The sequence below is a fragment of the Anaerolineales bacterium genome, assembly GCA_022866145.1.
Lineage (GTDB): Bacteria > Chloroflexota > Anaerolineae > Anaerolineales > E44-bin32 > PFL42.
Genome location: JALHUE010000282.1, coordinates 1 through 13686, shown reverse-complemented (window position 1 = coordinate 13686; position 13686 = coordinate 1). Strand labels below are relative to the sequence as shown.

Below are 13686 nucleotides of genomic sequence, written 5' to 3'. Positions count from 1 at the left end.
GCGACCTATGCCGTGCCGCTGCTGCTTGCCGGGACCGAGGAGCAGAAGCGCAGCCTGCTCCCGCCGGTGATCGAAGGCGAGTGGCAGCCCTACACGGCGGCATTCATCGAGCCGGACTTCGACTTCTACCCCGGCGAGATGCGCACGCAAGCTACGCCCAGCAGCGGAGGCTACCGGTTGGCAGGGACCAAGGCCATGGTTCCATTCGCCGACCAAGCGCGAAGCCTGATCGTGTACGCCGCCTGCGACGGGCAGACGCAGGCCTTTGTCGTCCCGGCGCAGGCAGCCGGGCTGCGGGTGGAGGCGCGCGAAGCGCTACTCGGCCTCGGTGCGCTTCCGCTATTCCGGGTGCAGCTGGACGGGGTGGAGGTGGCGGGGGACAGCCGCCTCGGCGGCACCCAAGGGCATGATCCGAAGCCGCTGCTGGCGGCCGCCGCAGTGGCCGTGGCCGGGCTAGCCGTCGGGCTCAGCCGAGCCGCCTACGAGTATGCACTCGCCTACGCCAAAGACCGGATCGTGTTCGGAACCCCGGTGGCGCAGAAGCAGTCGATCGCCTTCGGCCTAGCCGAGATGGCGATTGAGATCGAGGCCGCTCGCCTGCTGGTGTGGGAGGCCGCCTGGATGCTGGATGCCGGACAGGACGCCAGCCGGCAGGCATACCTGGCGCTGATGGGGTCGGCCGACATGGCGATGATGGTCACGGATCGGGCGGTGCAGTACCTGGGCGGGCACGGCTACATCCGCGAACACCCGGTCGAGCGATGGATGCGCAACGGGCGCGGCGTCCCCGTGTTCCCCGGCTTGGCGATGGTCTAGCCGGGGTCGAGGCGAGAGGAAGGCAGCCATGATCACCTTTGACATGCCCGAGAAGGTCCGGCACACCGTCAACCTGATGACAATGGTGGCCGAGAACATGATGCGTCCCGTTGCGCGCCACTTCGACGAGCACGAACACGAGGTGCCGTGGGACTACATCAATTTCATGCACGATGCCACCAAACAGATGGGCGGTGGCTCGTTCATCCCTGGCGGAGAGAAGCCCAGGAAGGGCGAGGACTCCGACAAGCCGAAATCCCCGTCGACAGGCTACCAACGGCTGGCCTTCACGGCGGAGATCCTCTCCTGGGGCGATGCCGGGCTGTACCTGTGCACCCCCGCCGGCATGCTGGGCGCGGCGGCGGTCGCCGCCACCGGCACGCCCGAGCAAAAGCAGCGCTTCCTATCGCGCTTCAGCGGCGAGAAGCCGGTGTTCGACGCCATGGCTATGACCGAACCGCACGCCGGCTCGGCCATGCCGGCCGAGACCCGCACCGCCGCCGTACGTGACGGGGACTCATGGGTCCTCAACGGTGAGAAGATCTTCGTCACCGCCGGCCACAAAGCGCTGGTCGACTCGCAGGGCTTCATTGTCGTCTGGGCGACGATCGATCCGGCAGCCGGCCGGGCCGGTGTCCGGCCCTTCGTCGTCGAGGCCGGAACCCCGGGCTGCCGCGTGACCAAGCTGGAGCACAAGCTCGGGATTCGCGCCAGCGACACCGCCTCCGTCGTGTTCCAGGATTGCCGCATCCCCTTCGAGAACATCCTGGGAAGCCCGGAAGTGGAGAAGAAGACCACCGAGGGCTTCAAGGGAGCCATGGCGACCTTCGATGCCAGCCGCCCGCTGGTAGCCGCCTCCGCCCTGGGAGTTGCCCGGGCCACCCTCGAGCGGGTCAAGGAGCTGCTCGAGGCGAGCGGCGTCACCATCCGCTACGGACTGCCGCGCAACCGCCTGACCAGCATCGAGCGCGAGGTGATCGACATGGAGGTCATGCTGCGATCGAGCTGGTTGCTCGTGCTGAAGGCGGTGTGGATGATGGATGAACGCAAACCGAACAACCTGGAGGCCTCGATGGCCAAGGTCCGCGCCGGCGACATCGTGGTCAAGATCACCCAGAAGGCGGTCGAGCTGATGGGCCCGCTCGGCTACTCCCGCCAGGAGCTGCTCGAGAAGTGGTTCCGCGACGCCAAGATCAATGACCTGTACGAAGGCACCGGCCAGATCAACCGCTTGATCGTCGCCCGCCGCATCCTGGACTACAGTCGCCACGAGCTCGCCTGAGACCGGGCTCCCAACGCTGCCGGCCGGCGCCGGCTCCCCGCAGTCCGGGGAAGGGAGGGATCTGCATGGGTTATCACATCCATCGAGCCGCGGTCATCGGCTCAGGCACGATGGGCGGCGGGATTGCCGCTCTGCTGGCGGGTGTCGGCGTCCCGACCGTGGTCCTGGATATCGTGCCAGACCGGCTGACGCCAGCCGAGGCAGCCGCTGGGCTGAGCCTGCAAGACCGGGCGGTGCGGAATCGAATCGTGGAGAACGGCTGGAAGGCTGGTTCCCGCCAGCGTCCGCCTTCAGTCCTCAGCCAGGAGTCGACCCGGCTGATCAGCCTGGGCAACCTCGAAGACGACTTCGAGAAGCTGGCCGAAGTCGACTGGATCATCGAGGTCATCGTCGAGAACCTCGAGATCAAGCGCAAGTTGTACGAGAGGATCGACGCCGTCCGCAAACGCACTTGCATCGTCTCGAGCAACACTTCCGGCATCCCGATCGCTGACCTGGCCGAGGGCCGCTCCACCGGCTTCCGCCAGCATTTCCTGGGAACCCATTTCTTCAATCCCCCGCGCTGGCTCAAACTGCTCGAACTCATTCCGCTGGCTGAGACCCTGCCCGACGTACTGCAGATCATCCGGGGCTTCGCCGAGGCTCGTCTGGGCAAGGGAGTTGTGGTGTGCAAAGATAGCCCCAACTTTGTCGCCAACCGCTTCCTCAGCCTGAGCGGCGCCTACAGCATCGCCTACGCCCTCGACCACGATTACACGCTGGAGCAGGTCGATGCCATCACCGGCGAGTTGATCGGCCGGCCGAAGACGGCGACTTTCCGGCTGTACGATCTGATCGGCATCGACGTGATAGGGCACGTCTCGAAGAACCTGTATGACGCCATCCCCCACGATGAATCGCGGGAGATCCTCAATCACTCCGCAAGTCAGCACATGTTTGCCCACATGCTCGAACGCAACTGGCTGGGCAACAAGACCGAGGCGGGGTTCTCCAAGAAGGTGGTCACCGATTCGGGGGAGCGGGAGTTCTGGGTGCTCAACCTGGCAACCCTGGACCACGAGCCTCCGGGCAAGCCGCGCTTCGGTCTGGTGGGCAAAGGCCGCAAGATCGAGGACCTGGGCGAGCGACTGCGTTGGCTGATGGCTCAGACCGACTCGCCGGAGGCCGGGGACGAAGACCGGCGGCTGGCCCTGTACCTGTGGTCGACCACCGCCTTCTCCCTGGCCTACGCCTCGCGGCGGATTCCCGAAATCGCCGAGGACCCATTGGCCATCGACCAGGCAATCCGGTGGGGGTTCATGCACGCGATGGGTCCGTTCGAGATCTGGGATGCCCTCGGCGTCAGGGAGACGACGCGCCGGATGGAAGCCGACGGCTTCGAAGTCGCTGCATGGGTCAAGGACATGTTGGCCAGCGGGGCGGAGAGCTTCTACCTCCGGACCGCCAGTGAGACGACGGCCGTCTACCGCCCGGCCGAAGGAGGCTATGTCCCGATCTTGCCGGATCCGCGGGTAGCTCCCCTGCGCCATTTCAAGTCGGGTCAGGGCGCCGTGCTGCGGCAGAACACATCCGCCAGCTTGATCGACATGGGGGACCGGGTCGGCTTGGTCGAGTTTCACAGCAAGGCCAACTCGCTCGATCAGGATATCTTCGACATGCTGGCGTGCAGCCTGGACGAAGCGGAGGCGGACCGGTTCGATGCGCTGGTGCTCGGCAATGAAGGTCAGCACTTCTGTGCTGGAGCCAACGTGTTCGTCTTGTGGATGGCGTCCCAGCAGGGGGACTTCGAACAGGTGGATCGACTGATCCGAGGCATGCAGTCCGGCCTGCTGCGCCTGCGCTACTTCGCCAAGCCGATCGTGGCCGCTCCCTTCGGAATGACTCTCGGCGGAGGCGCCGAGGTCGTGATGTCTTGCGCCCGCCGGGTTGCGGCGGCCGAGACCTTCATCGGATTGGTCGAGGCTGGGGTCGGCCTGATCCCGGCCGGGACGGGCTGCAAGGAGATGCTGCGGCGGGTGGTGAATCCGGTCATGCGCATACCGGACGCCGACCCGATCAGTGTGGTCCGCAAGGTGTTTGAGCAGATCGCAATGGCCAAGGTCGCCACCGGGGCGCATGAAGCGGTGGAGTTCGGATTCTTCGACCGAAGCGACCGGATCGTGATGAATCGCGACCATCTGCTGGCGCAGGCCAAGCGAAGCGCCCTGGCTATGGTCGCCGAGGGCTATCTGCCGCCGCCGCCGGAGCCCATCTACGTGGCCGGGCGCGACGTGCTGGCGGCTTTGCGGGCGGCCGTCTGGGGATTGCAGCAGGCAGGCTGGGCAAGCGAGCACGATGCCCGCATCGCCCAGGCCCTGGCGTGGGTGTTGTGTGGAGGAGACCTGACCGAGCCGGCCTGGGTTCCCGAGCAGACCGTGCTGGACCTGGAACGCCAGGCGTTCCTCGGTTTGTGCCATGAGGCCAAGACGCTGGAACGTATGGCCTACCTGCTGCAACACAACAAGCCGCTGCGCAATTGAGGCCGGCGGTCGGCAGTATGCAGACGCGGCGCGGGAACGACGAGGGTACGCACAGAGCTCTCTGCCTGGGCGCAAGCCAGTAGGACGGTACGGCGCGATCTCTCTGGCGGGGAGCGCAATCGGGATGCGGTCGGGCACGTCCGGCAGCTCCAGGAGGACAGGGATGAGCCGGGAAGCATACATCGTTTCCGCCGCGCGCACGGCGGTCGGCCGGGCAAAGCGCGGTGCGCTGGCTACCACTCGGCCGGAGGACATGGCCAAGGCCGTCGTCGAGGCCGCTTGGGCCAGGGCAGGTGACCACGACCGGGCCCTGGTCGACGACATCGTCCTTGGGTGCGCCTTTCCCGAGGGCAGCCAGGGATTGAACCTGGCCCGATCGGTCGGCCTGCTGGCGGGCTTCCCCAGCTCGGTTCCGGCCATGACCGTCAACCGCTTCTGTGCTTCCGGGCTGCAGGCGATCGCCCAGTCGTGCGAGCGTATCTTGGCCGGAGGGGCGGACGTGATCATCGCCGGCGGGGTCGAGAGCATGAGCCTGGTCCCGATGACCGGGTTCCGCATCAGCCCGCATCCGGGGCTGGTCGTTGACATGCCGGAGGCGTACGTCAGCATGGGGCAGACGGCGGAGAATGTGGCCGACAAGTACGGTGTGACTCGCCAGGACATGGATGCCTTCGCCCTGGAAAGCCACGCCCGGGCAGCGGCCGCCCAGAGCGGGGGCGCATTTGAAGAGCAGATTGTTCCCATCGGGGTGCGCATCGTTTCGCCCGAGGGTGTGCAGCAGTCGGAGTTCAAGGTCGATGAGCTTGTGCGCTCCGACACCACCCTGCAGGCCCTGGCCGCATTGAAACCGGCCTTCGCGCCCCACGGCCGGGGGACGGCCGGCAACTCCTCACCCTTGTCGGATGGCGCGGCAGCGGTTGTCGTGATGAGCGGCGAGGCCGTGAAGCGAATGGGCTGCCAACCGCGGCTGCGATTTGTTGGCTACGCTGTCGCGGGGGTCCCGCCGGAGTTGATGGGCATCGGCCCGGTGGAGGCGGTGCCGCGGGCGTTGAAGCGGGCCGGCATGCGGTTGAAGGACATCGACCTGATCGAACTGAACGAAGCCTTCGCTTCGCAGAGCCTGGCTGTGATCCGCCAGCTCGAGCTGGATCCAGCCCGGCTGAACGTGAACGGGGGGGCGATCGCCCTCGGGCATCCCCTGGGCTGCACCGGCGCCAAGCTGACCACCCAGTTGGCCTACGAGGGGCGCCGGCGCCGGGCGAAATATGGTATGGTCACGATGTGCATCGGCGGCGGAATGGGGGCGGCCGGCATTTTCGAACATCTAAACTGAACCGGAGGCAGACGTGGCAGACGAACTGACGATCGAGAAACTGATGGGCCTAATGCCCAAAGCCTTCTTGCCGGACAAGGCGGTGGGCGTGAATGCTCTGATCCAGTACCACCTGTCAGGCGAGCAGGCCGGCGATTGGATCGTGACCATCAAGGATGGCGCCTGCACCACGGCCAAGGGGACCGTCGAGAATCCCACGCTCACCCTCTCGGCTGACTCGAAGGACTACCTCGACATCATCACCGGCAAACTGAACGCCATGGGGGCTTTCGCCGAGGGAAAGGTCAAGCTCAAGGGCGATCTGGGCGTCGCCATGAAGATGATGGACTTCTTCAAGCTCCCCGCCTAGCGGGACCAGCCACGCCCTAGCCTGGATCTCCCCGGCACGACCGGTTGGCGCTGCACCACGCCGCGCAGACCCGGTCGTGTTCGTTTGTGGCTCAGGACATCACCGGAGCGGCCTGCGGAGTCTCCCCGGGGAGAGGTCCAGGCTCAACTGCCAACACCCGAGAGAGTTATCGCCCAAGAGGCATCGCCAGCCGCTGGCCGATTGTGCTGCGTGTCGGGTCCGACGCAGACTGGGATCAGGAGGTCGCCAGGTACAGTCGGGTGCGCCGGATGTCTGCAAGGCTCGGGTCGACTCCGAGCGCCGCCAAGACCTCGTCCGGTCGTCCGGTGGCGGATTCCCGGGCGGACAGGCGCAACCGCAGTCGGGGGCCAGCGGCTTGCGGGAAGGCGGCTTCCGCGCTCACGATCAAAGGCCGAAGATCGTACGGCTTGCCGCGTCGCACCCGTGGCAGCGACTCATGGGCGAGCAGTTCCGCCAGCCGGAGCCCGAGCTCGGCCTGAGGCGAACCCTGCATCAGGTCGACCTCGTACTCGGCTTCGACCACCTGCTGCTGCAACGAAGGCTCCGCTCCGCTGACAGCCTCGACCTGATGCACCAGGATCCCAGGCGGAGCGGAGCCGCGCAGCTGGGAGAGCATCTGGTCCGGCGCCACGGGCCGCTCTAGCCAGGCGTCCATCAGTTCCCCGTCGCCCACGAACCCCAGGGGCAGGGCGCAGCCAAGTTGGATTCGAGGGTGAGGCGTGAACCCGTGATCGTACGCAAGCGGCAAATCGGCTCTGCGGAAGGTGCGCTCCCAGGCGCGATGCAGGTCAAGGTGCCCGGTGAAGCGCATGGCTTCGGTCTTGGCGAAAGTGATCCGGTAGCGGTAGGTTGGCTGCAGCTCCACGGCCTCAGGCGGCCTCGACCGGCAGAGATAGGCTGGCGGCGCGTTGGGGGGATCGGACCTCGGGGCATTCCCAAACCTCTCCCGGATTCTCGCGCCGCAGATGGGCATACTTGGGCAGGATGCCGCAGGCGAAGCATCGGTTGCGGCAATCCACACGCGTCTGGCCCCGCTGGCTCATCAAGTAGTCCTCCGTCAGGAAGGACTTCTTCACGCCGCCGTCAATATGATCCCAGGGCAGGGTCTCGTCGATGGGTCGTTCACGATGCGTGTAGAAGGTGGGCTCCAGACCGGCGCTGGCAAAGGCTGCCAACCAGGCGGCACTATCGAAATGCTCCTTCCAGGCGTCGAACCGCGCCCCCAGCTTCCAGGCCTGGAAGACCACTTGCGCCATGCGCCGGTCGCCGCGCGCCAGCCAGGCCTCGAGCATGGTCTCTTCCGGGCGCGTCCAGGTCATCCTCAGGCCCTTGCCGCGCAGCGTTCGCTTCAGCAGGTCTTGTTTGAGGCGGATCTGCTCGATCGTGTCGCACGGCACCCATTGGAAGGGCGTGTGCGGCTTCGGCACGAAGGTGCTGACGCCGGCGTGCACCTGGGCCCTGCCGCCGCGCACCTCTCGCCCAACCGCCAGCACGGCTTTGCACAAGTCGGCGATCGCCTGGACGTCCTCCAAGGTCTCACTCGGGTGTCCGATCATGAAGTACAGCTTCAGGGTGTGCCAACCGCGCTCGTAGATGTCGCGCGCGGTTGCGAGTACCTGGGCTGTGCTCACCGGCTTGTTGATGATCTCTCGCATCCGCTCAGTGGCTGCTTCCGGGGCCAGGGTGAATCCGCTACGATGCGATTCAGCCTGCAGGACGTCCATTAACTGCGCTGAGAACGACTCGATCCGCAGCGACGGCAGGCTGATGTTCAGGTGGCGATCTCTGAAGCGTTGAGCGACAGCCTCGACCAGCGGAAGAATCTCATCGTAGTCGGAGGACGATAGCGACAGCAGTGCGACTTCTTCGAAGCCGGTCGCGCCCAGAGCCTGCTCGATGGCCCCAACGATCTCCTCCACCGGCCGCTCCCGCACCGGGCGGGTGATCATGCCGGCCTGGCAGAACCGACAGCCCCGGGTGCAGCCGCGCATGATCTCGATCGGGATGCGGTTGTGGGTGACGTCGATGTACGGGACGATGAAATTGGTAGGCGGAGGAGGAAGCACCGGGACGATCCGCTTCAACACGGGAAATGTGGCATCGGGGTGGCTGGGCGACACCCGGTCAACCGTACCGTCGCCGGAATAGAACACCTCGTACAGCGAGGGCACATACACGCCCCAGATCTTGGCCAGCCGCCCGAGCAGCGCCTGGCGGCTGGCGCCGCTGGCCTTCCAGTTCAGCACCAGGCGGGCGATCTCCAGCATCACCTCCTCGCCCTCCCCGATCACGAAGGCGTCCATGAACTCGGCCATCGGTTCCGGGTTCAGACAGGCGTGACCCCCGGCCAGGACCAGCGGATCCGACTCCCGGCGATCGGCGCTCCGAATCGGGATCCGTCCGAGGTCGAGCAGGTTGAGGGTGTTGGTGAACAGCGTCTCATAGGGAAGCGAGACGCCGAGGATATCGAAGTCCGACAGCGCCCGTTTTGATTCCAGGGAGTACAAGGGCAGCCCGCTTGAACGCAGCTGGGCTTCCATGTCTACCCAGGGCGCGAACACTCGCTCCGCCAGCATGTCCGGCTGGCGGTTGATCAGGTCGTAGAGAATGGCCAGGCCGAGGTTGGACATCCCCAGGTCGTAGATGTCCGGAAAGGCCAGGGCGACCCGCAGGGGAGTCGTCAGCCAATCCTTGACCACCTGGTTCAGTTCCCCGCCGGTGTAGCGCCCGGGCTTCTGCACCCGGGCGAGGAGAGGCGGCAGGTGTTGGGAGAGATCTGGGGCCGCGTCCACCGATTCCTTCCGCGCTAGGATTTGGACAAGACAGGTTGGAATTATACTAGCCTCCGGTTGTGGTCAACCTGGGAGGGTGAGCGCAAGAGGCACCAGCCGTTGACGGAGAATCTCGCTGCGTGGTAGCATTGCGCGCTGGCCCCCATCGTCTAGTGGCCCAGGACGTGGCCCTCTCAAGGCCAAAACCGGGGTTCGAATCCCCGTGGGGGCACCACGAATCGACGGAGCTGTTCCGTATCGGCTCCGTCGTTTGATTCTCTCCGCGCACTGGCTCCAACCTTGCATCATTGGAGTACAGGGGGCCTGGCAGGGTCCCCGGTGAACCTGGTTGGGAGCTCTATCGCCTCGGGCCCTGCGGAGTCCAGCTGCGATCTCAAATCGGAGTGGGTCCGCGGGACTAGACCACCGAAATCGTCCGGAGTGTAAGGCCTGCGCAAGATCGCACAAAGGGGTTCTCGTGTGGGATGGCTCCGGGTCGGACCCGCAATTGCGGGCCGGCTTAAACAACAACAGGAGCGCAATCATGTCGAGACTCTTCCGCCCCCGCACGCTGGCCGCGATCGTGATGGTCCTGATCTTGTCGGCCGCCGTCTATGCCTTTGCCGCAGCCAGCACGGTCCCGGCAACGACCTACGCCAGAGACGGTTCTGGGACAATCAGTGGCTTCACCATCACCAATGTGAGCTACACGCTACACCCGGCCGATCCCGCCAATGTCAGCGCAACGACCTTCAACATCGCGCCGACATCGGCCAGCGATGTGCACATTTCGCTGGACAACAGTGCCAATTGGACCTCGTGCACCAACTCCTCGGGGAGCGTAAGCTGCTCCCTGAGCGGCGTGACCGCGGCCGGCGCGACCATGCTGCGCATCGTCGCGGCGGACTAGGCCAGACCTGGAACCGAGGGGCCCGCCGCGCGGCGGGCCCCCGATAGCGGGGATCATGTCGCTTGGTGATCGAGTGCGTTCGGCGGCCGTTCTTGCGTTCACCCTCGCCCTCTGGGCCGCCCTCGCCCCGGTGGCCGTCGGCGGGAGTTCAACCTACGTGATGCTCGCCGGGGCGAGCATGCAGCCGTCGCTGGAGACGGGTGACCTAGTCGTCGCCCCCGCCAGGCGCCGCGCTACGGCGTCGGCGACATCGTTGCCTACCAGCATCCCCGCCTCGGGCCGATCATCCACCGGATCAGCGACAGCCAGGGTGGCCACTTCGTCCTCCAGGGCGACAACAACCCGTGGCCCTCAGCCGAATTCACCGAACTACTTCCTGCAGTTCCGATCCCCACTCTCAAACCCAGCAAGGGGGCAAAGGCATTCAGAGGTTGCGCCCACCCCTCTCGGCCAGCGCTTGAGTCCCGCCTGCCCACTGGAAGCCGCAGGATGAGAGGTTCATCACCGGCCGCGCCGATCTCTTGCACTGCCCTCCAGCTCTCGGTGGACCCGGCGCCGGGGTGGAATATGTGATTCGGCAGGCAATCTCGGCAGGCGTTCTTCGGACCGAAGCGAGGGGCGGGTTCGTCGGGCGTCGCTGGATGACGCCGACACCTACGGCTTGCAGGCTGGAGGGCAAGCCGGAGATGCGTCAGATGGCTGGGCCGGTCGCCGGAAGGAGGGAGATCAGGCCGAAAAGGGCGCAAGGGGCCGATGGCTCGGCCCCTTGCTGCGCTGCGGCATCCTCATCCGATCGAGAGGAGGGATGCCGCAGCGCTACTACTACCACTGGTACTCATATGGGCATCACCTCCTCTACATTGGGATGGCAGGAGGAGGAAGTAATTGTGCTGGACAGTATGTCACAGCCTGGGCGGGCTGTCAATCGGGATGGAGGCAGATCAAGCCCGGTTCTTCCGGTGACCTGATCGACCTGCGGCGAAACCTGGCCGCGATCCAGGTCGCAGCGGACGCCCTGGGGCAGAGCCCGGGCGCAGCCGGCATCCCGATCATCGTCTCCCGCCGCGAGGATACCGTCCAGTGGCACAAGGGGCCTGGCCAGGTCGTGCCGGTCAAGAAGAGGTTGATCGACATTCGCCCCGACCCCTCTTCCAAGTGGGCCCAGAGCTGCGCTGAACGCCTGGCGGCTCTGGCGCCGTCCACCCCGCTGGCGGTCGATGATTACCCTGAGGACGAAGCAGACTTCGGCGACGACGATGAAGACCGTACAGTAAGCCCGCCCCTGATCGAGGCAGCCGCAAAGCCGGATGAGAAGCTGTGCGATAGGCGCCCCGTGCCGATTGCAGAACCGGACGCCCCCGCTGAGGAACCCGTCGAAGAGACGGAGGGCGGGACGGTCTTGACCACCGCGCCTGCCGGCGAACCCGAGCAGACGGTTGTCCCGCTGAAGCCCCGGTCGCCCAACGATTGCTCCGCCTACTGGGTAACGGTCGTCCCAAAGCTGGCCGATGCCAACGAGGTCGTCCCGACGTCAAGAGGTCAAGGAGATATCCAAGGCGGCCGTGGCCGAAGCGGGCAACGACGCCATCTGGGTCTACGACCTGCTGCGCCAGCAGATCGCAACGGCCAGGCCTGGATAATCACAAATCCCGTGAGGGGAATTGGCGAGATGAACAGAACTGGTGGATAAACCGCCAACGCATCCGGTTCCTCCACCAGTTCTTGCTCAGTTCTTCCTCAGAGCTAGCCGCAGCGCTGGATCAGGCGGCGGCTCCGGTCTCAACTCCGGTCGCCTTCGCGGCTTCTTCGAGCGCCGCTTCTGTGACTTCGTGCGTTTCCGCCTTGCCGCCGATCTCTGTCAGTTTGGCAGACACGGCTTGGGCTTCGTCATCTCCGGCCAGGATGCACACAGCCGCGCGGCCGCCGTCCAGTTCACCGCCGATTCTGGAGACGTCCTCTTTGGGCAGCCCCAGACCTTTGTGGAAGAAGCCGCCGGCAACGCCGCCGACCACCACCCCGGCCAATAAGCTAACGCCCCCGGACAGGACAGCGGCCAGGACGCCGCCAGCCACACCAGTGGCGGTGTGGCGTGCGCCCACCTTGGCGGTCTTGACCTTGCCCTTGTCATCCTTGACCAACACACCGATTGAGCCGAGCTTGATTTCCTTGCTCGCCTTGTCCCACGCTTTGATCGTCTTCACCGCTTCATCAGCCGCGGCCTCGTTTTCAAAGAATGCAAGTACCAGTTGCTTCTTAGCCATTTCATTTCTCCTTTTTGAAATATTGTGCGCTAGACATAGTGGCGATTCGTCTACGGCTTGAGCGTTGGATGCCCTTATCCCAATCACCTTTCCAATCGTTCTCACGAACGATTGCATTATCTGTTGTACCTTATCGTTCTCAGCTGCCAATCGCCAGCCCGCACCGCTCCCCTTGGATGGGCACCAGACGCGGGTCTGCATCCCGGGTGGTGTAGGCAGGTTCATCGCCTTCCGCGGGTTGGGAACAGCGGCGAAGCGCGGGCGTGACCACGGCCCCGAGCTTGATCTGCCCTGCTCGGCCTCGCACTCCCGAAATCAGAGTCCCGCCGAAGATGCGGGTTGATCCTGAAAGCCCCCTGCCGGGGCTACGTGAACAGCATCGCGTCCCCGAAGGAGTAGAAGCGATAGCCCTTGGAGATCGCAGTGTGGTAGAGCGAGAGCACCTGCTCCCGGCCGGCAAAGGCCGACACCAACGCCAGCAACGTCGATCGCGGCAGGTGGAAGTTGGTGATCAGCGCATCCACCACTCGGAATTCGTGCCCAGGGAGGATGTACAGGTTGGTCGAACCCGTGTAGGGGGCGACGCCCGGGGCTCCGCCGGTCGCCCGAGCCGCCGTCTCCAGTGCACGGACGGCGGTTGTCCCGACGGCGACCACCCGTCCCCCGGCAGCCCGCGCCTGATTCAGACGGGCAGCAGCCTCCGGGCTGATGTGGCACCACTCGCTGTGGATGACGTGATCCTCGGGCCTCGCCTCCAGCACGGGAGCGAAGGTGTCCAGCCCGATATGGAGCGTGAGCGCGACCGCTGGGATGCCGCCGGCTTGCAGTCGGGCGAGAAGCGCCCGGGTGAAGTGCAGCCCGGCGGTTGGCGCCGCGGCGGATCCGGTGGGCTCGGCAAACACGGTTTGATAGTCCTCGGGATCTTCGGGCACTTGGTGGATGTAGGGCGGCACGGGCACCTGCCCGATCTGGGCCAGGAACGGCTCAATCGGCTCTTCGAAGGCGACCAGTCGTCGGGCGCCGCCCAGGTCGCGCAGGATGGTGGCCGCCGGGCCGGCTGCGGCCTGAAGCTCGGTGCCCGGACGCAGACCCTTGCCGCCGGCCAGCGCCTCCCACGTGGTCGGGTCAAGCTTGTGAAGCAGGAGCAGTTCGGCTTTCCCGCCGCTGGCCGCCTTTTTCATCGGCAGGCGCGCCGGGAAGACCCGGGTGTCGTTGACCACCAGCACATCCCCGGGCCGAAGGAGTTCCGGCAAATCTGAAAAGACATGGTGGGCAAGGCGGCCGCTGGCACGGTCATAGGCCATCAATCGGGCAGCGTCGCGCGGCACAGCCGGCCGCTGCGCGATCCTGCCGGGCGGCAGGTCGTAGTCGAAATCGGAGGTGTCCACGGCCTACTTACGCAGGCGCAGCAGGATGTTGAGGGC

The 13686-nt window shown here is 65.6% G+C and carries 12 protein-coding genes and 1 tRNA gene; 8 read left to right on the top strand and 5 right to left on the bottom strand.

Annotation, left to right across the window (positions count from 1 at the left end; genetic code table 11):
- The 5 genes from MUO23_08765 to MUO23_08745 form a co-directional block, all read left to right on the top strand.
- A partial coding sequence (locus tag MUO23_08765; protein ID MCJ7513046.1) for an acyl-CoA dehydrogenase occupies positions 1–816 on the top strand: 816 nt, incomplete at its 5' end.
- Between the two features lie 28 nt (positions 817–844).
- On the top strand, positions 845–2098 hold the full coding sequence (locus MUO23_08760) for an acyl-CoA dehydrogenase family protein (GenBank protein MCJ7513045.1): 1254 nt from the start codon (positions 845–847) through the stop codon (positions 2096–2098).
- Positions 2099–2163: 65 nt separating this feature from the next.
- Complete coding sequence (locus MUO23_08755; protein ID MCJ7513044.1) at positions 2164–4617, top strand: 3-hydroxyacyl-CoA dehydrogenase/enoyl-CoA hydratase family protein; 2454 nt, start codon at positions 2164–2166, stop codon at positions 4615–4617.
- 163 nt (positions 4618–4780) lie between these two features.
- The gene (locus MUO23_08750) at positions 4781–5950 is read left to right on the top strand and encodes a thiolase family protein (GenBank protein MCJ7513043.1); all 1170 of its coding nucleotides are present in this window, start codon (positions 4781–4783) and stop codon (positions 5948–5950) included.
- Positions 5951–5963: 13 nt separating this feature from the next.
- Positions 5964–6299 (top strand): SCP2 sterol-binding domain-containing protein, encoded by a 336-nt coding sequence (locus MUO23_08745; protein MCJ7513042.1) that lies wholly within the window; start codon positions 5964–5966, stop codon positions 6297–6299.
- Between the two features lie 235 nt (positions 6300–6534).
- Here MUO23_08745 and MUO23_08740 read toward each other — a convergent pair whose 3' ends face one another.
- Both MUO23_08740 and MUO23_08735 read right to left on the bottom strand, forming a co-directional pair.
- Positions 6535–7185: a TIGR03936 family radical SAM-associated protein gene (locus MUO23_08740; protein MCJ7513041.1), complete on the bottom strand. Its 651-nt coding sequence runs from the start codon at positions 7183–7185 to the stop codon at positions 6535–6537.
- Between the two features lie 4 nt (positions 7186–7189).
- Positions 7190–9112, bottom strand: a complete 1923-nt coding sequence (locus MUO23_08735; protein MCJ7513040.1) for a TIGR03960 family B12-binding radical SAM protein — start codon at positions 9110–9112, stop codon at positions 7190–7192.
- Between the two features lie 138 nt (positions 9113–9250).
- Here MUO23_08735 and MUO23_08730 point away from each other — a divergent pair.
- Positions 9251–9326, top strand: a tRNA-Glu gene (locus MUO23_08730).
- A 309-nt stretch (positions 9327–9635) separates the two neighbouring features.
- Positions 9636–10001, top strand: a complete 366-nt coding sequence (locus MUO23_08725; protein MCJ7513039.1) for a hypothetical protein — start codon at positions 9636–9638, stop codon at positions 9999–10001.
- Positions 10002–10154: 153 nt separating this feature from the next.
- On the opposite strand, the gene MUO23_08720 is transcribed toward MUO23_08725, so the two are convergent.
- A complete protein-coding gene (locus MUO23_08720; protein ID MCJ7513038.1) occupies positions 10155–10319 on the bottom strand; it encodes a hypothetical protein in 165 nt (54 codons plus the stop codon).
- Between the two features lie 487 nt (positions 10320–10806).
- Here MUO23_08720 and MUO23_08715 point away from each other — a divergent pair, with 487 nt between their 5' ends.
- Positions 10807–11691, top strand: coding sequence for a hypothetical protein (locus tag MUO23_08715; protein MCJ7513037.1), 885 nt, complete (start codon positions 10807–10809; stop codon positions 11689–11691).
- Positions 11692–11761: 70 nt separating this feature from the next.
- On the opposite strand, the gene MUO23_08710 is transcribed toward MUO23_08715, so the two are convergent.
- Together MUO23_08710 and queA are read right to left on the bottom strand one after the other, a co-directional pair.
- Positions 11762–12262 carry a hypothetical protein gene (locus MUO23_08710; protein MCJ7513036.1) on the bottom strand — a complete coding sequence of 167 codons (501 nt, stop codon included), beginning with the start codon at positions 12260–12262 and terminating at the stop codon, positions 11762–11764.
- Between the two features lie 365 nt (positions 12263–12627).
- A complete protein-coding gene (gene queA / locus MUO23_08705; GenBank protein ID MCJ7513035.1) occupies positions 12628–13650 on the bottom strand; it encodes a tRNA preQ1(34) S-adenosylmethionine ribosyltransferase-isomerase QueA in 1023 nt (340 codons plus the stop codon).
- Positions 13651–13686: the final 36 nt, after the last annotated feature.